This window comes from Rhodococcus sp. KBS0724 (assembly GCF_005938745.2).
In the GTDB taxonomy this organism is placed as follows: Bacteria; Actinomycetota; Actinomycetes; order Mycobacteriales; family Mycobacteriaceae; genus Rhodococcus_F.
This window is the reverse complement of the sequence record NZ_VCBX02000001.1, coordinates 2,845,925-2,867,072: the sequence shown is the minus strand read 5'-3', so window position 1 is coordinate 2,867,072 and position 21,148 is coordinate 2,845,925. Positions and strand designations below refer to the sequence as shown.

The 21,148-nt window shown below is 62.3% G+C and carries 19 protein-coding genes, 1 tRNA gene and 1 pseudogene; 2 read left to right on the top strand and 19 right to left on the bottom strand.

Going from position 1 to position 21,148, the window contains the following annotated elements:
- Positions 1-7: 7 nt before the first annotated feature.
- The 7 genes from FFI94_RS34180 to FFI94_RS13130 form a co-directional block, all read right to left on the bottom strand.
- Positions 8-1,003 carry a dihydroxyacetone kinase subunit DhaK gene (locus FFI94_RS34180; protein ID WP_138868252.1) on the bottom strand — a complete coding sequence of 332 codons (996 nt, stop codon included), beginning with the start codon at positions 1,001-1,003 and terminating at the stop codon, positions 8-10.
- On the bottom strand, positions 1,000-1,434 hold the full coding sequence (locus FFI94_RS13155; protein WP_138868251.1) for a hypothetical protein: 435 nt from the start codon (positions 1,432-1,434) through the stop codon (positions 1,000-1,002). The genes FFI94_RS34180 and FFI94_RS13155 overlap by 4 nt, the downstream gene beginning before the upstream one ends.
- Positions 1,434-1,862: a hypothetical protein gene (locus FFI94_RS13150; protein WP_138868250.1), complete on the bottom strand. Its 429-nt coding sequence runs from the start codon at positions 1,860-1,862 to the stop codon at positions 1,434-1,436. Before FFI94_RS13150 ends, FFI94_RS13155 begins: the two co-directional genes overlap by 1 nt.
- The gene (locus tag FFI94_RS13145) at positions 1,849-2,769 is read right to left on the bottom strand and encodes a 3-keto-5-aminohexanoate cleavage protein (RefSeq protein ID WP_138868249.1); all 921 of its coding nucleotides are present in this window, start codon (positions 2,767-2,769) and stop codon (positions 1,849-1,851) included. The genes FFI94_RS13150 and FFI94_RS13145 overlap by 14 nt, the downstream gene beginning before the upstream one ends.
- Positions 2,759-3,523: an SDR family NAD(P)-dependent oxidoreductase gene (locus tag FFI94_RS13140; RefSeq protein ID WP_138868248.1), complete on the bottom strand. Its 765-nt coding sequence runs from the start codon at positions 3,521-3,523 to the stop codon at positions 2,759-2,761. The genes FFI94_RS13145 and FFI94_RS13140 overlap by 11 nt, the downstream gene beginning before the upstream one ends.
- Positions 3,524-3,525: 2 nt before the next feature.
- The gene (locus FFI94_RS13135; RefSeq protein ID WP_185993185.1) at positions 3,526-4,068 is read right to left on the bottom strand and encodes a VOC family protein; all 543 of its coding nucleotides are present in this window, start codon (positions 4,066-4,068) and stop codon (positions 3,526-3,528) included.
- A gap of 141 nt (positions 4,069-4,209) precedes the next feature.
- The gene (locus FFI94_RS13130) at positions 4,210-5,589 is read right to left on the bottom strand and encodes an MFS transporter (RefSeq protein WP_138868247.1); all 1,380 of its coding nucleotides are present in this window, start codon (positions 5,587-5,589) and stop codon (positions 4,210-4,212) included.
- A 260-nt stretch (positions 5,590-5,849) separates the two neighbouring features.
- On the opposite strand from FFI94_RS13130, the gene FFI94_RS13125 reads away from it, so the two are divergent.
- Positions 5,850-5,920: transfer RNA gene (locus FFI94_RS13125), tRNA-Cys, on the top strand.
- A 96-nt stretch (positions 5,921-6,016) separates the two neighbouring features.
- A pseudogene (locus FFI94_RS13120) lies at positions 6,017-6,465 on the top strand (M24 family metallopeptidase); the annotation flags it as partial.
- A 96-nt stretch (positions 6,466-6,561) separates the two neighbouring features.
- Here FFI94_RS13120 and FFI94_RS13115 read toward each other — a convergent pair.
- Genes FFI94_RS13115 through FFI94_RS13060 form a run of 12 tightly spaced genes read right to left on the bottom strand, consistent with a single transcriptional unit; the run spans position 6,562 to position 21,100 of the window.
- A complete protein-coding gene (locus tag FFI94_RS13115) occupies positions 6,562-7,947 on the bottom strand; it encodes an NtaA/DmoA family FMN-dependent monooxygenase (protein WP_138868246.1) in 1,386 nt (461 codons plus the stop codon).
- A gap of 21 nt (positions 7,948-7,968) precedes the next feature.
- Complete coding sequence (locus tag FFI94_RS13110; RefSeq protein ID WP_138868245.1) at positions 7,969-9,066, bottom strand: LLM class flavin-dependent oxidoreductase; 1,098 nt, start codon at positions 9,064-9,066, stop codon at positions 7,969-7,971.
- Position 9,067: 1 nt separating this feature from the next.
- Positions 9,068-10,099, bottom strand: a complete 1,032-nt coding sequence (locus FFI94_RS13105; protein ID WP_138868244.1) for an aldo/keto reductase — start codon at positions 10,097-10,099, stop codon at positions 9,068-9,070.
- 33 nt (positions 10,100-10,132) lie between these two features.
- Positions 10,133-11,164, bottom strand: a complete 1,032-nt coding sequence (locus FFI94_RS13100; protein ID WP_138868243.1) for an aldo/keto reductase — start codon at positions 11,162-11,164, stop codon at positions 10,133-10,135.
- Between the two features lie 41 nt (positions 11,165-11,205).
- Positions 11,206-12,444 (bottom strand): acyl-CoA dehydrogenase family protein, encoded by a 1,239-nt coding sequence (locus tag FFI94_RS13095; RefSeq protein WP_138868242.1) that lies wholly within the window; start codon positions 12,442-12,444, stop codon positions 11,206-11,208.
- Positions 12,441-13,361, bottom strand: a complete 921-nt coding sequence (locus FFI94_RS13090; RefSeq protein ID WP_138868241.1) for an LLM class flavin-dependent oxidoreductase — start codon at positions 13,359-13,361, stop codon at positions 12,441-12,443. Before FFI94_RS13090 ends, FFI94_RS13095 begins: the two co-directional genes overlap by 4 nt.
- A gap of 10 nt (positions 13,362-13,371) precedes the next feature.
- Positions 13,372-14,619 (bottom strand): LLM class flavin-dependent oxidoreductase, encoded by a 1,248-nt coding sequence (locus FFI94_RS13085; protein WP_138868240.1) that lies wholly within the window; start codon positions 14,617-14,619, stop codon positions 13,372-13,374.
- Positions 14,616-15,866: an acyl-CoA dehydrogenase family protein gene (locus tag FFI94_RS13080; RefSeq protein WP_138868239.1), complete on the bottom strand. Its 1,251-nt coding sequence runs from the start codon at positions 15,864-15,866 to the stop codon at positions 14,616-14,618. Before FFI94_RS13080 ends, FFI94_RS13085 begins: the two co-directional genes overlap by 4 nt.
- On the bottom strand, positions 15,863-17,479 hold the full coding sequence (locus FFI94_RS13075; RefSeq protein ID WP_138868238.1) for an ABC transporter ATP-binding protein: 1,617 nt from the start codon (positions 17,477-17,479) through the stop codon (positions 15,863-15,865). The genes FFI94_RS13080 and FFI94_RS13075 overlap by 4 nt, the downstream gene beginning before the upstream one ends.
- Positions 17,476-18,390, bottom strand: a complete 915-nt coding sequence (locus FFI94_RS13070) for an ABC transporter permease (protein WP_138868237.1) — start codon at positions 18,388-18,390, stop codon at positions 17,476-17,478. The genes FFI94_RS13075 and FFI94_RS13070 overlap by 4 nt, the downstream gene beginning before the upstream one ends.
- Positions 18,387-19,451, bottom strand: a complete 1,065-nt coding sequence (locus FFI94_RS13065; RefSeq protein ID WP_138868236.1) for an ABC transporter permease — start codon at positions 19,449-19,451, stop codon at positions 18,387-18,389. The genes FFI94_RS13070 and FFI94_RS13065 overlap by 4 nt, the downstream gene beginning before the upstream one ends.
- A gap of 14 nt (positions 19,452-19,465) precedes the next feature.
- On the bottom strand, positions 19,466-21,100 hold the full coding sequence (locus FFI94_RS13060) for an ABC transporter substrate-binding protein (RefSeq protein ID WP_138868235.1): 1,635 nt from the start codon (positions 21,098-21,100) through the stop codon (positions 19,466-19,468).
- Between the last annotated feature and the right edge of the window lie 48 nt (positions 21,101-21,148).

Sequence of the window (21,148 nt, the reverse complement as noted above, 5' to 3'; positions counted from 1 at the left end):
ATGTGAATTACCAGGACAGCGCGGCGGTTCGAACCGGCGCATCCCACAGATCCAGAAACTCGTCGGTCGAACGAACCAGAGTGATCGAGAGTCCGTGCATATCCAGGGCTGTGACAAACGACCCGGCAATGACGCGGTCCAGAGCAATACCGGCCCCGTCCAGAAATGATTTCAATTCGGCAGTGGCGATAGCTAATTCGAGGTCGTGGGTGGCTCCCAGACCGTTGACTATCGCAATGACTCCGCCGCCGCGCTCGGCGCTGATCGCCTCGACGATCGGCGCTGCCAGTTGTTCCACCAGTTCCGCTGCGGTCACAGCCGGCCGAGTCTCCCGGCCACGCTCGCCGTGGATACCGACTCCGAATTCCATCTCGCCTGGTGCCAGTTCGAACGAAGGGCGGGTCTGTCCCGGAGGTGTACATGAGCGGAAGGCGGCACTGAGCGTCGCCGAGGCCGAGACCACCCGACGGCCCAGTTCGGCTACCTCGGCAAGCGCGAACCCTCGCTCCGCTGCAGCGCCGCATATCTTCTCCACGGCAATCACTGCCGCAGTGCCTCGCCTTCCAGGGCCGTCGTTGTCTGTCGACACTGTCGCGAGGTCGTCGTCGACCACCACGATCTCCAGTTGCCGTTCGGTGCCCAGGAGCTCTGCAGCGATCGAGAAATTCAGCTTGTCGCCGGTGTAGTTCTTCACGATCAGCAATGCGCCTTGGCCATTCTCGACTGCCTCGACCGCTGCGCGAATCTGGAATGCCGTGGGACTTGCAAAGACCGCTCCGGGAACGGCCGCGTCGAGCATGCCCAGCCCCACAAATCCCGAATGCAGCGGTTCGTGTCCGGCACCGCCGCCGGACACGAGGGCAACTTTGCCTCGACTGCCCTGCGCCCGCGTCACGAAAGTCGGGTCTCGGTGATACGAGATCGTGGTCGGATAAAGAATCTGAAGACCTTCAAGTGCTTCTCGCACAACATTTTCGGGCCGGTTGACAACGTGGCTGCTCATGACGGGCTCTCGGATCCGATGGTGGCGCCGAGGGGAAAGCGCAGAGCAAATCCGGCCACGCTCGTACGGACGTTGTCGCCCACCCTCATCCCCGCGGAGGCAGCGGGGCCGTTGACGTACGAGATTGTTCCGTTGTGCCACATATCCATTCCATTGCTGATCTCGGCGGAGTCATGACTGACCGCGACGCCGGCAAGACCTGCCTCCCCCATGTGAATAATTCCGATGATCCCTGCCTGGTCCTTGCCTACGCCCGCGTCGTTCATGACGGCCAATGCACAACCGGTTGCAATCGCCATCCGTCCGGATTCCTGGCCACCGTTGGAGGCCGCGACAACGATGCGGTCTCGATCCGCCTGTTCGATCTGCGACATGCTGTCCATGACAACGATCAACCTGCCGTTCTCCTCACCGACTATGCCCCGAAACATCAACCGACTCCTCTCTGAACCAGCGCCAGAATTTCTTCCGACAGGCGCGCTCCCAGACGCACTCCTGCTCGAGCAGCAGTCGGATTGACGTAAGTGACGATGCCGCTTTCCCACACGTCCTTGCCGTCGCCGATGCGCGAACTGTTGTGTCCGACTGCAATACCCGCAATGCCTTGTGCGTCGACCGCCGCCAAGCCCGCGATACCCGCTCGGTTCTTTCCGACGCCGGCGTCGTTGCACACCACTACGCGCACGCCGTACTCCACTGCGTATTCCCCGGCACTCGTTCCGCCGTGTGAACCGGTCACGATCACGTCACCACCCTGCGCACGCGACGCGAACGCTATGGAGTCCATGATCCAGACACGCTGCCCGTTCGCGGTGAGCACCAAAGTGGGTTCGGCGCCTTCTGTTTCAACGACTCGCATGAACATCCACCCCCAGAATCCGACGCGCCTGGTCCGGAGTTGCGGGTTCGCGACCGTACCGGCGAGCGATAGCCGCAACTTCCTTCACCAAGTCAGGTGTCGACGGATGTCCCAGTTCCGCGTAGTGATAGTCACCCGCACCGATCGCCACATGGCCGCCGCGCCTGATCGATTCCTCTGCTGCTGCAAGGACATTGCCGCGATAGGCGGACACGATCCACTCCATCGGCAGATCTGGTGGCAGTAGGTCCAATTGTGCACGCACCCCGGCGACAGTAGCGGGATGCGCCGCCGGGAACTCGTCGCCGCCGAGGATGAACGCAACGACCAACGGCAATGCCAGACTCTGCGATCTGGCATGTGCAACGATGGCGCGTGTCCAACTGACGTTGAACGACGTCAGGTACGGCGCCATTCCCAGTTCGGCCGCTCGGGAGAGAAGTTCGATCTGCGTTCGGGTGTCGTTGACGAAGACAGCGGAGTCGGTGACGTAGTGACCGGTTTTCGAGTCGATCAGGTCCATCGCCGCGCAACCCATGTCGATGACCAAGAAGTCGGAACGTGTATTCGGATTCGTTTGATTCGGAGCAAGATTCGCCAGTCGCTCGTCGACTGTGCGCCCGGGGACGTTTGCCATGGACGGTGCGAGCAGAAGATTCGACACCGCGCGAACTCGCTCGATGATCGCACCGTATGTCGCCGCCGAGTGATCGGCGCCGCCGTCCACCGTTCGCCCGTGAAAGTGCATCACCGATGCTCCCGCGTCCTCGCACGCTCGCGCGGTCTGCGCAATTTCGTCAGGTGTCCACGGTATGTGGGGATTTGGTTCGCGCATGGTGTTTTCGTTGACGTGAACACCGATGACCACCGGCTTGTCTGTCGTAGCGGTCCATTGATCAGTTGTCATGACGATCCTTCGGTAGATTCCAGCCGGCGCCCATCGACTGACCACCGTCAACCGTCCAGGTCTGACCGGTCACGAAACCGGCAGCGGGACCGGCGACAAACGTCACGACTTCGGCGATCTCGTTCGGGTCGGCATAGCGGTGCATCGGAATGGATTCCAGGATCGCGCGTTGCATGTCAGGACTCTGCGCACGCCGCGCCAAGGGTGTCAGTGTGGATCCGGGGGCCACACAATTCACGCGGATGCCCTCACTTGCCAGCTCTATCGCGAGCTGAGTGGTCAGGGCGATCACTCCGCCCTTCGAAGCCGAATACGACGCCCGGTCGACACTGCCGCGCAGACCCGATACCGAGGCGATCGTGACTACCGACCCGCCGCCGTCGGCAGCGAGTAGGTCCACGAACTCACGTACAACGGCGAACGTGGAGACCAGATTCAGTTCGAGTGTTCGTCTGAATCGTTCGGGTGTCGTCTGGCGAACCGGAGCGTTGTCCGCAGTTCCGGCGGAGGTCACGACGGCGTCGACGCGGCCGAACGCTCCTTCGGCGACGTCACGCAGTCGGCGGAGATCACCCTCATCGGTGACGTCCGTCCGAATGTCGATCGACCGATTGTCCGCAGACGCAACACCGTCGCCAGGTGCGTGCGACAGATCTGCGGACACGACGTTCCAGCCTTGGGCGACAAAGCGCCTGCATGTAGCCAGCCCGATCCCGGAAGCGCCGCCCGTCACGATTGCTACCTTTCGGCTCACGGCTACAGCACCTTCCGCATGTCGCGAATGGGGTCAGACCCATCCCATCCCTGCGATGCCGCCTCGATGGCGCGAAACAGATTCCCCTTGCGCCCACTGACCTCGGAGAGTTCGACGACGGTTCCCGGGTACACACTTTCCTCGAAGTAGACGAAGCGTTCGTCGGGAGCACCACTGCCGGAGCGTCCGCTCTGCAGTTCGACGAGTCCGCGCTGCTTGGATTCCGTCAGATGGCGATCGAAATCCGTAGTCCAGTAGGCGACATGCTGAAGTCCTTCGAGACCACGATCGGTGAACTCGCGGAATGCCGACGGTTCGTTGTTGTGCTGCTGAATCAGTTCGATCTGTGCACTACCGCTGTGCGCGAGCGCAACACTGAATCGCGGTGCACTCGGTTCGCCGCGAAAGACGAAGTCGTTCAAGGGTTGGTCCTCCACGAAGAAGAACGGTCCGACGCCGACCACGTCGATCCAGTATTTCAGGGCACTGTCGATGTCGCGCACGACGTAGCCCAATTGGCGCAATGGCCCAAAGTATTTACTCACGAAGGTCCTCGTTTGTCGTTGGCGCCGGCCCCGACCGTCGACGGCCGTGATCCGGATGCTCTGATGATGTCCCGCGACAGAGCGCACGGAGAATGCATAATTCCCGTTGATCGGGACTTGTTGCTGCTCGAACGTGTGCGCTCAACCCTGCTCGGGTGTGACGAGAGTGCCTGCGTCCCGTTCCGACCGGTAGTCCAGCGTCAGTTGAGCATTCGCCTTGTCGGCTTTCCTCGTGAGTAGCTTGAGGATCAGCACGATCAGTGCCGCCATGGCGAGCACCCCGGAGTACACGCCGATGGCCGGCGTGAAACTGTTGGTCGCATCCTTGATCCAGCCGGTCACCTGAGGGCCGAAATAGCCACCGAGATTGCCCATTCCGTTGATCACTCCGAATCCGGCAGCAAGAGCGGCGCCGGTAAGGAAGCTGGACGGCATGGTGATGAAAATGCTCATCGAACTGTAGAGACCGATACCAGCGATGCAGAATCCGAAGATCGCGACGACGGGAGTGGTGAAAAACAGTGCGGCGATGGCAAATCCGAGCGCGGCCACCGACGCCGCTATGGCAAAGTGCACGGGACGTTCACCGGCGCGGTCCGAATGCCGTGTCCACCAGATCATCGGCCCGATCGCGATCAGAGCAGGCAACGCGGCAACCCAGCCGATCTGCGTGGTGGTCATCCCGAACTGCGCATAGATCTGTGGCATCCAGATCTGGAACCCGTTGAGACTGAATGTGAAACAGATGAAGACGGCGATCAGAACAAGGACACGTGGATGCACTAGGCCCTGCAGGAAACTGTGCTTACCGACTACCGCTTCACGCTCCTGCGCCTCGGCTTCGAGAGTGTCGGTGAGCCAACCACGTTCTTCTTCGGTGAGAAACTCGGCCTCGGAAGGCTTGTCACGCAGAACCTTGTAGATCACGAAGGCCATCACGACAGCCGGGACGCCCGTGAGAATGAAGACCCACCGCCAACCCGAAAGCCCGAGAAATCCGTCGATAGCCATCAGATGCGTAGTGATCGGCGTACCCAGCCCCGAAAAACAGATGAACGTGACGATCCAGGCCATCGCCTTGCCCCGGTCACGATTAGGGAACCACTTCGATACGAAGAACAGCATTCCGGGCGAGAATCCGGCCTCGGCGATACCGAGTAGGAATCGTGCCGCGACCAGGCCCGAAGCCCCTTGCACGAATGCCGTTCCGATGGTGACGATCCCCCACGTGATCATGATTCTGGTGATCCAGCGGCGCGCGCCGACCTTCGTGAGAATGTAGTTGCTCGGCGGTTCGCAGATCGTGTAGCTCCAGAAATAGATCCCGGCAGCGAACCCGAACATCGATGCAGATATGCCGAGTTCCTTGTTCATCGTCAATGCTGCGACACCGATATTCAATCTATCGAGATACAGGACGATGTAGGCCAATCCGATGACCGGCATGAAACGGAGCATGACTTTCCGGACCGTCCTGGCCGGTAGTGCGAGCTGCTCGGTGGTACTTCCTTCGTGACGCATGATTCACCTCGTAGTCATTCGAACACATCGTTGTGATGGCTGACACAGAGACGATGCGGGTCGTCGATCGAAGTTCACATGCATAATTCCCGATGATCGGTACTTTTATCGAAGCGCGGCCCGATACCGAGACGTGACAAGTAGTCCGAGAAGCGGCAGCGACCTCCCCACCGCTCGTTGTCGATTGCTCGGTTCATTCAACTCATCGTGATTGCAAACCTGGTGAATGTTGGTTTTTGCAAACATAATTGGTTACCACTGCGGGTGTGGCCGAGAGGCGAGGCAGCGGTCTGCAAAACCGTCCACGTGGGTTCGAATCCTGCCATCCGCTCTACTCTCCGCGACTGCGGTTCCGCCTTCGTCGGCCTGACTCCGGTATTTTAATACCGGCCACGGGGCCCGTTGGAGAGGAAACCCCGGCACCTTCATCGCAGAGTTGCTCGACGACCTCCCCGTCCGGGCCAAGCCGGGGGTGAACCTACTCGACCTGGAACATCGCGCCCGCCATCTGATCAACCAGCGCGGCGCTCAGTCGTGCTACTGGGACTACGCGCCGTCGTTCGGGCGAGGTCCGTTCCGCAACGTCGTCTGCTTGGCAGTCAACGACGCAGTGCTGCACGGGATGCCACATGATTATGCACTGCGCGATGCCGACCTGCTGACCATGGACATCGCAGTGTCGATTGACGGTTGGGCCGCCGATCCGGCTCGGAGTGTCATCGTCGGCGTCCCCCGAGCTCAGGACGTGCGCCTCATCGAAGCCACCGAACGTGCGTTGGCAGCAGGGATCGCCGCTGCGCTGCCTGGCAACCGCTTGGGCGATATCTCGGTCGCACCATGCACGAAGACCCACACGTCTCCAACATGGGACGTGCCGACGGTACTCCACTCGTGTTGACGCGTTCGGAGCACGCCGCGGTATCCGCCCGGTAGTCCGGCACCTCCACAACAGTTTTCAATCTGAATCGAGGTTTACACCGGGAGCGGCGCCGCCACTCGAGTCGATCCATCGGAAAACTCTGCGCTAGACCGCTGCGGCCCGGGGCTTTCACGAGTCCCGAAGGACAGGCCCAATCTCTCTCGCAGCGTCGGTGCTGTGTACTCACGCTGGAACAGACCACGCGATTGCAGAATGGGCACGACCAGGGTTGCGAAGTTCTCGAGGTCGACGGCGGTATCCGCAGGCATGATGGTGAAACCATCGGCTGTTCCGGCCTCGAACCAGGCCTGAAGATCGTCGGCAACTTGCTCCGCCGAACCCACCACGAGCCGATGTCCCGATCCGCCCGCCCCGCGCGCGACCAGTTCACGCGGGGTGAGTGGACGCTCGTGGATCAGGGCCCGCGTCGACACACTGAATCCGGTCGAGAACGCCCCGGTCGGAATCTCTTCCGGTAGATCGGCTTCGGAGATCACGTCGTCGGGGCCGAACGAGCCCTCGGGTAGACCCAGATTGGCAAGCAGCACCGCAGTCAGTCGTTCGATCGGCAATGTCGCATACAGTTCCTTCTCTCGTGCCCGCGCCTGCGCCTCCGTTGCCGAAACCAGTACAACCACTCCGAGTGAGATCTTCACGTCGTCTTCGCGGCGACCGGCAAGGGCGGCCCGACGGCGGATGTCATCGCGAAACTCCACCGCTTTCGACTGCGTCTGTGCCACCGTGAACACGACATCGGCAAAATCTCCGGCCAGCTTCAACCCACCCTCTGATCCGCCGGCTTGCACCAACACCGGACGCCCCTGTGGCCCCGGCGGGACCGGAAGCGGACCGGCCACCGAAAAGAACTCCCCGACATGGTCGCTGGCGCGAATTTTGGAGACATCTGCGTAGTGCCCCGACTTCTTGTCCGCGACAAGCCAATCCGGTTTCCAGCTGTCCCACAGGCTGGTCACGACCTCGAGAAACTCCCAGGCCCTACGATAGCGAGTCTCTTTGTCCGGGTGCTCGGACAATCCGAAGTTCGCGGCCGCAGCCGGCGTCCCGGTGGTCACGATGTTGACGGCGGCTCGGCCCTTGGTGACGTGGTCGAGTGCTTGAAATCGGCGGGCCAGGTTGTACGGCGAGTTATACGTAGTCGAACTGGTGATCACCACGCCAAGGTTCTCGGTGATCGCTGCCAGGTGGCCCAGCAGCACCAGCGGGTCAATTCCGGTGCCTGGTGCTTCCTCGATCTCTCCCCGCAACGCCGGACCGTCACCGAGAAAAACGGCGTCGATCTTGGCCGCTTCAGCGATCCGAGCAAGCCGCGCAAAATGATCGACGTCCAGATAGGCCACCGGATCAGCGTGAGGTAACCGCCACGCGTGCCGGAAATGTCCGGGTGTCATGAGGGACAAATTCAGGTGCAATCCAGTCATCGCAAAAATCTCACAATCAGGTTATGAAGGAACGGGCACAGCTGCCGGTCGCCAGCCCAACAACGGGGCCAGCTCCCGGGCGCTGGTTTCGAGCAACCGGAGATGTTCATCCCGGTCCGGTACGCCGGGCACAAAGCTCACCAGCAAGTCTGTGATGTCACGCAGTGCCGGGTCGGCTGCGAGTTCGGTTGCCAACGTCTCGCTGGGTCCGATCAACGCCCGGTCTGCGGCAAGATAGTCCTCGACGCTCTGGCTGCGGGTCGGTTCACCCGACGTGTTCCAGCTCTGCCAACGCCGCACCCCCGGAGCCACCAGCCGGACCGCCGCTGCGCGGTCCGGGTGTGGATACACCGCACGCGATACCTGCACCCGCGGTGAGCGCACCCGGTCGTTCCAGGCCGCGCGGTAGGTCTCGATCCACGTCGCCTGCCGCTCCTGCGCCTCCCGTGAACTTCCGCCCCGCCAGGTGTTGGCCCTGGACAACTGCAAGCCGTCGCCGGCCCGAGCCGCGGCTTCGGCCGCCGCATGAGCGCGCTCGGGGTCACTCGTCGTTGCCTGCCACAGTCGATCCCGCACACCCTGGCCGGGTGGATACAGGACCTCCCCGATGCTGTTGAGGGACTTCCCCTCCAGCACGCTGTGCAGTCGGTCGATCGACTCGTCAACCAACCGCTGTTTGCCGGCGAGATCCCTCCCGAACGCTTCCCATGCCCCCGGGAATGGTCCTGAACCCAGGCCCAACTCCAACCGCCCATTACTGATCACATCAAGCGTCGCAGCGTCTTCGGCAACCTTCAGCGGATCCTCGAGCGGAAGCACCAATACCCCTGTGCCCAAACGAATCCTGCTTGTGTGCTGGGCGATCGCCGCCAGTGTCACCAGCGGGGCCGAGATGTGTTCATTGCCCTGACGGAAATGCCGCTGGATCACCCACCCGGAGTCGTAGCCCAATTCCTCAACGGCAACGAACAATTCGATCGCCTCGCGGTAGGCCTCCGCTGGTGACAGATCCCGGTCCAGGTGGAGCAGGAAATTAAGCCGGAACGGTCGTCCATCCTCGATGCCCGCGCCGATCGGCGCTGCAACACCGGCGCCGATCGGCGCTGCGACGCCTGTCATCTCAGAGGTTCAGCCCGGTGCCATGGACACCGTGCTCTTCGATGATTGCGAGTTCCTCATCCGTCAAGTCCGGGAAGCTCAGAGCCTGCAGATTGTGGTCGAGCTGCCACGTCGAGCTGGCTCCCACCAGCGCCGACGTGACCGCGGGCTGCCGCAAAACCCATTGAAGCGCCAACTGCGCCAACGACTGTCCACGCGATTCAGCCAGTTTGTTGAGCTCGGACGCACGCTGCCGGTAGGTGTCGGTGAGGACATCAGGGCTAAGGAACGTGCTGTTGACTGCCCGGGCATCAGCCGGGATGGTCTCCAGGTACTTGTTCGTGAGCAAGCCTTGAGCCAGCGGCGAATACACGACCAGACCGAAGCCGTCCTCTTGCGCCAGCTCGAGCAATCCGTTCTGTTCGATGCGCCGATCGAAGATCGAGTACCTCGGCTGGTGGATGAGCAGTGGAACACCAGCCTCGCGCAGTAACACTGCGGCCTCGTGCGCACGTTCGGGGAGATAGTTCGAGAGTCCCACGTACAGGGCCTTACCCTGCTGCACCGCCGACACAAGTGCTCCGACAGTCTCTTCGAGGGGAGTCGACAGATCCGGGCTGTGGCTGTAGAAGATATCCACGTAGTCCGTGCCGAAGTCACGCAGGCTGTGATCGAGCGAGGCCAGAAGGGACTTGCGAGAGCCGCCCTTGAGGTACGGGCTGGGTCCTATCGCGTTCCCCGCCTTGGTCGACAGGATGATCTCGTCCCGGTAGGACGCCAAGTCCTTGGCGAGAACCCTCCCGAAGTTCTTCTGCGCAGCGCGGTGCGGGGGGCCGTAGCGGTCCGCATTGTCGAAGTGGGTGATCCCGAGATCAAAAGCGTGCAGGATGATCTCCCGCTGCGTCTCGTACGCGTAATCGGTACCGAACTTCTGCCACAGTCCGAAAGAGAACGCCGGAAGATCGAGCCCGGACGCACCACTTCTGCGGTACGGGATCTTGGTGTAGCGGTCGGCGTCAGCGGTGTAGGTGGTTTCGAAGGTGCCATAGCTCATGAGTTTTATAGTCTTTCAGTAGTTTTCGACAAGTCAGCGGTGATTGCGGCGAAGCTCGGCCGGTGTCAACGAAGGAGTGTCCCGGCCGGTGTCTCGCTCGGAGAATTGCGTACCCGGATCGACGATCTCATCGATCCGGTCCAGGATCTGATCGCTCAACTGCACGGTCGCTGCCTTCACATACGCTTCGAGATGTTCCTGCGTTCGTGGCCCGATGATGACGCTGCTGATAGCCGGATGATTGAGGGCAAATCCGATCGACAGATCGACAAGCGTAATTCCGTTGTCCTCCGCCAGTTGAGCAAGCGCGTCAGCCGCCACGAGCTTGCGCTGGTTGCGTTGGTTGCTCACGTCGAAGCGACCCGGGATCAGGTCGGCTCGTGCCGATTCAGGTTGCTGCGCACCCACGCGATACTTGCCCGACAACCATCCGGCAGCCAGCGGACCGTACGAAAGGACGCCAACTCCGTACTTCCGCACCACCGGGAACACCTCGCGCTCGGCGCCCCGCACCAGCAGTGAGTAGGGAAGCTGCTCGGTGTGCGGCGCGACGAGGCCGTATTTCTCTGCAAGCCAATGAGCTTCGACCTGCAGGTGTGCCGGAAAAGCGGACGTTCCGTAGTAGCGGATCTTGCCCTGACGGATCAGATCGTTGAGCGAGTGCAACGTCTCGAGCAGGCTCGTATCCGGATCTGGGCGATGCGCCTGATAGAGGTCGATGTAGTCGGTCCTCAGCCTGCGCAAGCTGTCCTCGACCGCCCGCGTGATCCAGCGGCGCGAATTTCCGGCGTGGCGAGGGTCGGTCCCGATCTGGCCGTGAAACTTGGTCGCGAGGAACACGTCGTCGCGCCGACCTTCGATCGCTTTCCCGACAATCTCCTCCGACACGCCCTGGGCATACACGTCTGCCGTGTCGATCGCCAAGACACCCAAATCCAGAGCGGACGAGATGATCCGAAGGCTCTCGCCTTCTTCCTGCCAGCGTCCGAAGTTCATCGTCCCGAGTGTCAGTGGAGTGATCCGGACCCCGGTTCGTCCGAGCACGCGGTCAACCTCGATGGTCATTGGTTCCCTTTCTCCTTCGATAGTGCTGTGCACGCATGTGTTCAGAACAGCCCCGTAGTCGGGGGCTCTTCGCCCGTGAGGTGGTAGGCACCGGCAACCGCCGCTTTCCATTGACGCGGATTGTGGTTCGCGGCCGTACGGGCATTGCGCCAGTGACGGTCGAAACCCCACTCCCGGTTGGTGATCGAGCCTCCACCGACGTCGAAGAGCAATTCCGCAGCACGAAGCGCGGATTCAATGGCTATGACGCCTGATTCGGCAACAGCAACTGCCGCATTCGCACCGGCCCGGCGTGCGTCCTCGCCCGTCAACCCTCGCAGATTCTGGAGCTCTTCGGCGGCCGACAACACCACCGCACGTGCTGCCCGTACCCGCGCGCCGAGTTCGCCGACGGTCGCACGCACATACGGATCATCGACACTCCGTGTCGCCGAGCTGTGCTTGATCGGGCGAGCCTGCTCCCGAACGAACCACACCGCATCATCGAGTGCGCGCGCCGCGATACCTGCCTGTACGGCAGCGAGATAGAGCTGCGCAAAAGAGCCCTGCCACGGATTGTCCGGGAGCGACTCCCCCGCGACGACAACCTCGTCATCACTCACCCGCACGTCGTCGAACCATGTGGAACCGCTCTGCGTCAGCCGCTGGCCGATAGCGTCGAAGTCATCACGCCGGTCGACTCCCGCGCGATCAACCGGCACGGTGAATCGGATGGTGGTTCCGTCCTCGGTGACGGCTTGCGAAGAGAAATACGTCGCGTACAAACCACCGGTCGAGTAGAACTTTCGTCCGTTCACGACATAACCGTCGCCGTCACGGCGGGCTGTGGTGGACACGCTGCCGCTCGCCCCGCCGTTGCGCTCGTTACCGGTCCCTACGAACAGCGCCCGCTGGCGTAGACGCTCCAGATTGATCTCCCGAAGTGGAACGTCCTCACGACTGGCAACCTGGTTCGCGGCAAGAAATGTCGGCCGAAGCGCCTGTGCGACATTGGAATCGGCGCGCGCGATATCGATGACAAGTTCCACGACATCCCGGACGGTGCCACCGCCGCCGCCGTCGACAGTCGCAATACCGGTCAGCGCTATTCCGCGGTCCGCAAGTTCACGAACATCGTCGAACGCATAGTCACGTGACTCTTCACGAACCCGGACAGTGGCACCGAGTCGGGCCAACACCGGAGCGGCGGCTGCGCGGATTCCGGCGACGGTCAGCTTTTCCGCCTGACGTTCTCCAGCGTGTTCCGGTGCAGATGCCGGAGACACATCCACGGCCGTCACGCGAACACCTCCGCGCTCTCACGCAAGGCGAGCGTCGAACGCAGCGTGCGCCCGATCGGCCCCGCAAGTTGAGGAACCACGTCCCTCACCAGGTCCAGAACCGCAGCGTCGTCACGGCCGGTTGTTGCCAGAACGAAACCGTCGACACCGTTGTCCGGCGCCCACTTCTTGAGTTCTACCGCATCGACGGCACCGGTCAGTCTGGCCAGCAGTGCGACATCTGTTCGCCGACGCCCGGCGGAATCGAGGGCTGCCGACAGGGCAGCGTCCGCGCCCTCGATGTTGTCGCGCTCGACGATGACGACGTCGGCGAGTACCGCAACCTGCGACCATCCCAGAGCGACAGGGGCCGCGGCGACGACCACGGGCCGGCCTTGCACCGACGCCGGTCCATCCAACGGTCCGGCCACGCGATAGAACCGACCCTCGTGATTGATCGGAGCTATCAACGTGTCGTCGACAAAGGTGGCACGCTCCTGGTCTCCGAGCAGCGCTTCCCGTGGAAACGACTCCCACAGCCGCGAGACGATCTCCGCATATTCAACCCACCGCTCGCTGGGGTCCGACGCCGGCGGATCCGGCGTTGTCGCAGCGCTGACCTCGTCACTGTCTCCCGGTTGAAGGACAACACCCACACGGCCGTCGGTCGCGCGATCGAGCGAGAGCACTCGCCGCGCCAGGTTGTACGGCGCATTGTGCGTTGTCCGCGCATCGATCAGGTATCCGAGATGGCCGTACCGACCGGCCAGGTAACTGCCGACGATCGAAGGATCGATCGTGGGCCGACCGTCGACGGCGTCGACAAGTCTGATCCCACTCGCGTTCACGCTCTGGGCAACTCGTGCGATTGCATCTGCGGCGGCGACGGACACCTGTCCCTCCGAATCACCCACCGCCAACTCCACGAACACAGTCATCTGTTTCTCCTCATTCCGCGCTCACGAGCGGGTACTCGTCTGTGATGGTGCTGTGGGGAACGCCCGGAACGCCGAGCCCGAGATGATCACGCAGGGTTGTCCCCTCGTATTCGGTGCGGAACAGCCCTCGCCGGCGCAGTTCGGGCACAAGATGATCGGCAAAATCGTCGAACCCGGAAGGCAACACATCCGGCATCACGTTGAATCCGTCCGCCGCGCCGTACCGGTACCAGCGCTCGATGTCGTCGGCGATCTGTTCCGGTGTACCCACGACAATGCGGTGACCACCACCTCCGGAGAGCTTCTTCAACAACTGACGCAGGGTCGGATTCTCACGCTCGATGATGCCGAGCACCACCCGGTAGAACGTCTGAGATCCGCCGGCGTGGTCTGGATTTCCCAGCAGCTCAGCTGGAATGGGCTGATCGTCGTCGAGCCCGTCAAGGGAAGACCCGAGTTGTCCGGCCAGGCGATCGCGCGCGTAGGCGTCGGGCAACAGTTCGTCGAGCAGTTCCCGCCGCGCGATGGCCTCCGCCTCGGTGCTGCCCAACACCGTCGACAGCCCCGGCAGAACAACTACCTCGTCCGGGGAACGACCGAACTTCCTTGCACCTTCCCGGATCTCGGTGCGAAATGCTCGTGCCCTGTCCAAGTCCTGTTCAGCGGAGAAGATCACCTCGCCTATCTGCGAGGCCAATCGCTTACCGTCACTGGAACCTCCCGCCTGCACTATGACCGGCCGCCCCTGTGGTGATACGAGTTCGGTTCGCGCGCCCCACCTGGTCACTACCTGCTCGACGACACTCGCGGCACGGCGATAGCGGAGACCGTGCTCCGGCTCTCCGATGTGGCCGAAGTTGCGTGCTGCGACCGGACCTGCCGTTGTCACCACGTTCCACCCGAATCGGCCGCCGCTGACGTAGTCGAGGTCGCCCAGCCGCCTGGCGATTTCTTCCGGATCGTTGTACGAACTCGACAGTGTCCCGATCAGTCCGATCTTGTCGGTCTGTGCGGCCACACGCGCCAACACCGTTGTCGGCTCCAGGTTGTTGCCGGGTCGGTGCCTGATACTCGGGTCCAGCGATGGACCGTCGGCGAGGAAGACCGCGTCGAGCTTGGCAGCCTCGGCCTTCTTGGCGATCGAGGTGTAGTGGTCGATCGTGTAGCTCGCCAGTGCGTCGGTATCCGGGAACCGCCAGGAACCTCCGAACACACCGGCATTGAGGATGTTGACGTTCAGGTGCAGTTGCCTGCTCACGACTGAGCCCTTTCGATGTCCCCGTCGGCATCGGCGGCGGACGGTCGATCCGCGTAATAGCCTGACACCGGCGCGTTTCCGTTGACGTAGTAGTCGCCGATGACCCTCGGCTTGTAGATGACCGGGTTGTGCGACGCGAGAGTGCGCGCGTTCCGCCAGTGCCGATCGAGATGTACTCGCGCGCGAGCCGTTGACGAACCACCGGCATTGAAGGCATCAGTGGCACTGGCAAGGACGGCATCGATGACCGCCACCTGCGCTGCAGAGGACTGGATATAGGCATCGGCGTAGTCGGCCTCGTCGCCAGTGCCATGCGCGTCTTCGAGTCGCCGCGCGGCGTGAGCCAGCAAGGTCTCGGCGGTGAGCGTGCGGGAGTAGAGCGTTCCGACAACACCGAGCACGTCCGGATCGGCTGCCGCGTCCTGAGTCAGCGCATGTCGGCTGGTGCGGGTTCGATTCCGGACGATGTCGACGGTCTCGGCAAGCACACTGCGCGCAATCCCGACCAGATTCGCCAGATGCACGATCTGAACGAACGAGTCCAGTCCGCGCAGAGATTCGGTGTGGCGGCCGATCTCACCGTGGGACTCCACCGGGACGTCGGTGAAAACTGTTGTACCACTGCCAGTCTGACGTTGCCCGACGCCGTCCCAGTCGTCAACGTGGTCCACGCCCGGGTGCCGGGCGGGCAGCACCACGAACTCCCGGTGTCCGTCGCCGTCGACAACCGCCGCCCGAATGTAATCGGCGAAGCGAGAGCCGGTCGAGTAGAACTTGGTGCCGGAGACTACTCGCTCGCCCGCGTCACTCTTCCTGACCCGCGTGGTGATCGTGCCCCAACCCGAGCCTGTATCCAGACCTGCCACACGATCGGCCGGCTCCGACTGCGCGTTGCCGAATACCGCGCCGCCGGCGACGGCGGCCAACCACTGCCGACGCACATCGGAATCGGTTTCCGACCGCAGGATCTCCGTAGTGGTGAAATGCCCGCGCCAGATCTGCGGCACGTTGGAATCGGCTTGGCCTGCCTCCGCGAGCAAGGCGAACAAGGTGGGTAGGTCAACGTCGAATCCGCCGTATTCACGGGGCACCCGCAGCTTGCCGAATCCGGCGTCGGCAAGCTCCTGTACCAGCTCGTACGGATGTTCACCGACAAGATCACGCTCACCGGCACCTTTTGCCAGTTCGCCGAAGATGGACCGGAACCGAACCAGTGCGGCTTCGAGTGTGTCGGGTCGAGTAGTCATGAGATTCCTCGGGTAGTGGTGAGTTCGCGTCCGGCGATCGCGTCCAGCAACCGCACGGTGTAGTCGTCCGTCGGATTCGAAAAGACCTGTTCCACAGAACCTTGTTCGACGATTCGTCCGCGCTGCATCACTGCGACTCGGTCGGAGATTGCGGAGACAACGGACAAGTCGTGCGAGATGAAGACATAGGTGAGACCAAGGTCTTCTTGGAGGCGCTGCAAGAGTTCGAGAATCTGTGCGGCGACCGATACGTCCAGCGCCGAGATCGGTTCGTCGAGCACGACCACTTTCGGTTCGACCACAAGCGCGCGGGCGATCGCCACGCGTTGGCGTTGGCCACCGGAGAGTTCACGTGGATGACGCCGCGCAAAGTCCGCCGGAAGTGCAGCGGCTTCCAGCGCCGCGGCCACCCTGTCGACGTTGCCCCGGCGCCGCCCCCACCGCGCCTTCTGAAATGACCGCAGCGGTTCTTCGACCACGTCGAAGACTGTGAACCTGGGGTCGAAGGACGAGTACGGATTCTGGTACACGATTTGCACGTCCCGACGAAGTGGCCGAAACTCCGCACGACTCAGTGCTGTGATGTCAGTGCCCAGCACGGACGCGTGACCCGACGTCGCGTTGGTGAGGCCCGCGAGGATCCGGGCTGTGGTCGACTTTCCGCTACCGGATTCGCCCACGATCGAAAACGTCTCCCCCTGCTGGACATGGAACGAAATACCGTCCACGGCAGGGACTTCACCGTAATCCTTCTGTAGGTCGGTGACCTCGATGACCGTCTTTCGGGTCGAGAGCACTGAGCGTCGATTCTCGCGCAGGGACAACCGTGACGGCACGCTGTTCAACAGATGCCGGGTATACGCGTGCTGCGGATTCGCGATGACGTCGGCGCTCGGTCCGACTTCGACCAGATGTCCGTTGCGCATGACTCCGATGAGATCGGAGCGGTCTGCGGCAACACCAAGATCATGTGTCACCAGAACCATGCTTGTCGACGACCGGGCCCGCAGACTGTCGATGAGATCGAGGACCTGCTTTTGCACGGTCGCGTCGAGTCCCGATGTGGGTTCGTCGGCGATGATCAGATCGGGTTCCGCTGCGACTGCCGCTGCAACCAGCACTCGTTGCCGCATACCCCCTGACAATTCATGCGGATACTGCCGATATCGGCGTTCTACATCATCGAAACCGACGAGCGTGAACAGCTCGTGAATACGGTCACGCCGTGCCGGCGCTTCGAGGTCGGTGTGCAGGCGCAACACGTCTTCGACTTGATGGCCTACCCGCCGGACCGGGTCCAGGGACACTGTCGGGTCCTGTGGAATCAAACTCACCGAACGGCCACGAATGTCGCGCCACCCCTTGGGGTTCAACGCGGTCAATTCTCGGCCGCGGAAGGTGATCGATCCCGAGATCACCTCCCCGTTCGTGGGGAGCAAGCCGAGGATTGCATGGCCGGTAGTGGTCTTGCCCGACCCCGACTCCCCCACCAGAGCCAGGACCTGGCCGGGACCGACGTCGAAGCTGACATCGTGCACCACCGGCGCAAGGGTGCGATTCGTCCGATAGCCGACGGTAAGGCCCTTGACGGACAAGACTGGATCCAGGCTCATCGTGAGCTCCTTGCCGTGAGGTGGCGAGAGATGTTGTTGGTCGCCAGAACCACGGCGATGATGGTGAGCGCGGGGTAGAGCGTGAGCCAGCCTCGGGTCGCGATGAACTGGCGCCCATCCGAAACAAGCAGTCCCCATTCGGGATTCGGCGGTTGAGCACCGAGCCCGAGGAAGCTCAGCGAGGCAATCCAGATGATGGCGATGCCGAGCTGAACTGCAATCAGCGATACGGTCGGAGCCAGCGAATTCGGGATCACGTGTCGCCGCAGAACCGTGAAGGTTGTTGCCCCGCTGGTGATCGCCGCCTCGACATAGTTACTTGCCCGCACTTTGAGGACCTCGGATCGGATCAATCGCGCGAATGTCGCCGCGGAGGTCAGACCCACCGCGATCGCAGCGGGAATCAGACCCGCCTGACCGGCCTTTGCCGTGTACACCACCACGATCGTGATCGCCAGCAAGAACCCGGGGACCGAGAGCACCACGTCGATGAGCCGCATCACGACGGTGTCGACGAAGCCGCCGAACCAGCCGGCAACTGCGCCCAGCACCGAACCGACGATCACTGCGACAGCCACCGCCATGCTCGCACCCAGCAACGACGCCCGGGCGCCGTAGACAACGCGTGCGTACATGTCACGACCGAGAAGGTCGGTACCGAACCAGTGTTCGCTCGACGGCGGCAACAGCTTACGGCTGTTGTCGATGGCGATCGGATCGAAGCTGGTGAACACACCTGGAAGCAGCGCCCACAGTACCGCGAGCGTGAAAATGACGGTCGACAGCACCAACCCCCAGTTCCGGGCCGCCCATCGCACTACTTCCCTGACGTTCGACGCGGCTGGGGCCGGAGTTGCCGCTCCTGTCGGTGCCGTATTCTGCCCCGTCGTATCTTCGATGGTTGCGGTCATGGCATCGACACCTCCACCGGCAGGCCACGCTGAACCGAAACGGGTACGACTGCCCCGCCTGCTGCTTTCACTCCGAGACCGGGAAGCGCGATCTTCACGCGGGCCCGAAGAGACGTAACGCGTTGGCTTCGCCCGTCCACCAGAATCCGCGGGTCGATGAACGGATACGCCAGGTCGACCGCGAGGTTGACTGCCACGTACGCCAAGGCCGCCACCAACACCACACCCTGCAGTACCGGGAGATCCTGGGTACCAACGGCATTCACGGTCAGTTGGCCGAGCCCCGGCCGGGCGTAGACGGCCTCGGTGACCACGGATCCGGCAATCAATTCACCGCAGGCGAGCCCGAGCAGCGTCAGCACCGGCAATGCCGAGTTTCGCAACACACCCCGCTGGAAGGCATACCCCTCCCCTGCGCCCTTCGCTTGCAGCACGTGAACGAACGGCAAGTCTCGGGTTGCGGCAATCGAGGTAGTGAGCACCTGCGCCAACGGCGCCGCGATGAGAATGGCCAACGTTGCCGCCGGCGCCAGCAGCGCGAGGAACGAACCGTCGTCGGAGGAGGGAATGACGTGGATCTTGAACGACAAGAACTGCAGCACAAGGATACCCACCACAAATGTGGGCACCGAGCCGAACAGTGCCGGAACCGAACCGACCACACTCCGCACCGACGCCCAAGGCGCGTAGTTGGCCACCACTGCGAGAACAGCAGCAAGAACGAGTCCGAAAACCAGTGCCAGACCGGTGAGTTGGATAGTGCTCGGCAGTACGTCACCGATAAGACCGGTCACCGACGTCCCGTTGGTGAGGGAATACCCCCAGTCTCCGCGCAGAATTCCGCCAAGGCCGCTGACGTATTGCTCGAACAACGGCCGATCGAGTCCGTAGTACTCCACCAGCGCCCGCGCAGACTCCGGGGTCAGTTGAGCCTCGGGATTCTGAATACGGTTGTTCACCGCGTCACCGGGCAGCGCACTGAGGAGGAAGAAGGACAGCGTGTAAGCAGCCCACATCACCAGGACCGATTGCCCGATTCGTTTCAGGTTGTACGTACGCATTCCGCCGTTGCCTCTCACTGGGAAACCCACGTGTCGTAGAACCACGACCGGCCAGTGGATTCAGTGGCAAAACCGTGGACGCTGGGAGCGAGCCCGAAGACCTGGGTCTCGTCGTAGAGCGGGATCGAGTAGCCCTCGGCGAAGATGTGGTCTTCGATCGCCTGGATCGCGGCTTTGCGCTCGTTCGGATCGAACGCGGACGACTGCGCTGCCAAGAGTTGATCGAGCTTGTCGTCCTTCTGGTAGTTCTTGGTCCCGTTCTGACGGTCACTCCCGTACGACGTGCGCAGAACGCTGGGCTCGGCGGTGGAGGTCTGACCTTGCGTGAAGTACCAGTCCGGTGCGGAAGCCAACTGGGACTCGTACTCCGTCAACGACGGGCGGGTCAGGGTGACATCGACACCGGCCTTACGCCACTGCGACTGCACAACCTCCAGAACCGACTGCGAGACCTGATAGTAGGGCGCGACCCGCAATTGGAAGGCCAACCGCTTGCCGTCCTTCTCCCTCACTCCGTCGGCTCCCGGCTTCCAGCCCGCCTCGTCGAGCAAGGACTTGGCTTTGTCGAGGTTGTAGGTGAGATAGCTGCTCGCGTCACCACGTAGCGGCGTTCCCTGAACCAGAGCACTCGATGGAACTGGGTAGTTCGGGGACAGCACAGTCTGGTTGATCTCCGTGCGATCCGTGGCCGCCTGCAGAGCGAGACGGACCCGCTTGTCCTGAGTGGGCGCCTCCGGATCCTTCAGTTGAAGGGTCAGGTCGTTGGTCTCACCCTGCACCGAGATAGGGAGCAGAACCCCACCTCCCGCGCTCACGGTCTCCTCGTCGTACGGCGCGATGTTGCGAGCGACCTGCGCCTCACCGGACTGCAATGCGCCAACCCGCGTCCCGGCCTCCGGAACGGTCTTGAACACAATCCGCTCCAAATACGCCCTGCCGGAGTGACCGGAACCTTCAGGCGCCCAGTTGTAATCGTCGCGTCGCACGAGGGTGACGCCACTGGTTCCGTTCACCGACTCGACCACAAAGGGGCCAGTTCCCACCCAGTTGCGAAGATCACTCTGACCGTTGAGATCTCGATCCAGAAGCGATTGCCCGAGGATCGAACTGGCCCGATAGTTCGACAGAATCTGAATGAAGCCGGCGTTCGGCTTCGACAGCTTGACCACAACCGTCTGGTCATCGATCACATCGGTGCCCGCGTAGTCGGTCCAGAACGGATCAGCGGTGATGCCCATCTGCGGGTCGCCGATGCCGTGCTGGTCGAAGTTCGCCTTGACCACCCCGGCAGTCAGCGCCGTGCCGTCACTGAACGTGACTCCGGGTTTGAGCGTGAACGTGTACGTGAGATGGTCATCGCTGATCTGGTAGGACTGCGCCAGCCAAGGCCTGTATTCGCCGGTCTCCGGGTCCTGCCAGATCAGCCGCTCGGCAAGATTGTTGGACACCTGGCTGTTCGACCAGAGGGAGTTCGTAGGTTTCCACGCCGCATAATCGACGGGGTCGTAGAAGGTCAGTGTCCCGCCCTCCACCGGCGTGCCGGCGGTGTCGTTCGACGCTGACGCGCCACCACAGGCTGCAAGAGCTACCGCGAGTACGGTCACAGTTGCCGCAGACTTGACGACACGTTGAAATCTATTGGTGAACAAAGCAGTTCGCCTTTCTTGAAAGGGCGTCGAAGAGAGACCGTACGATCA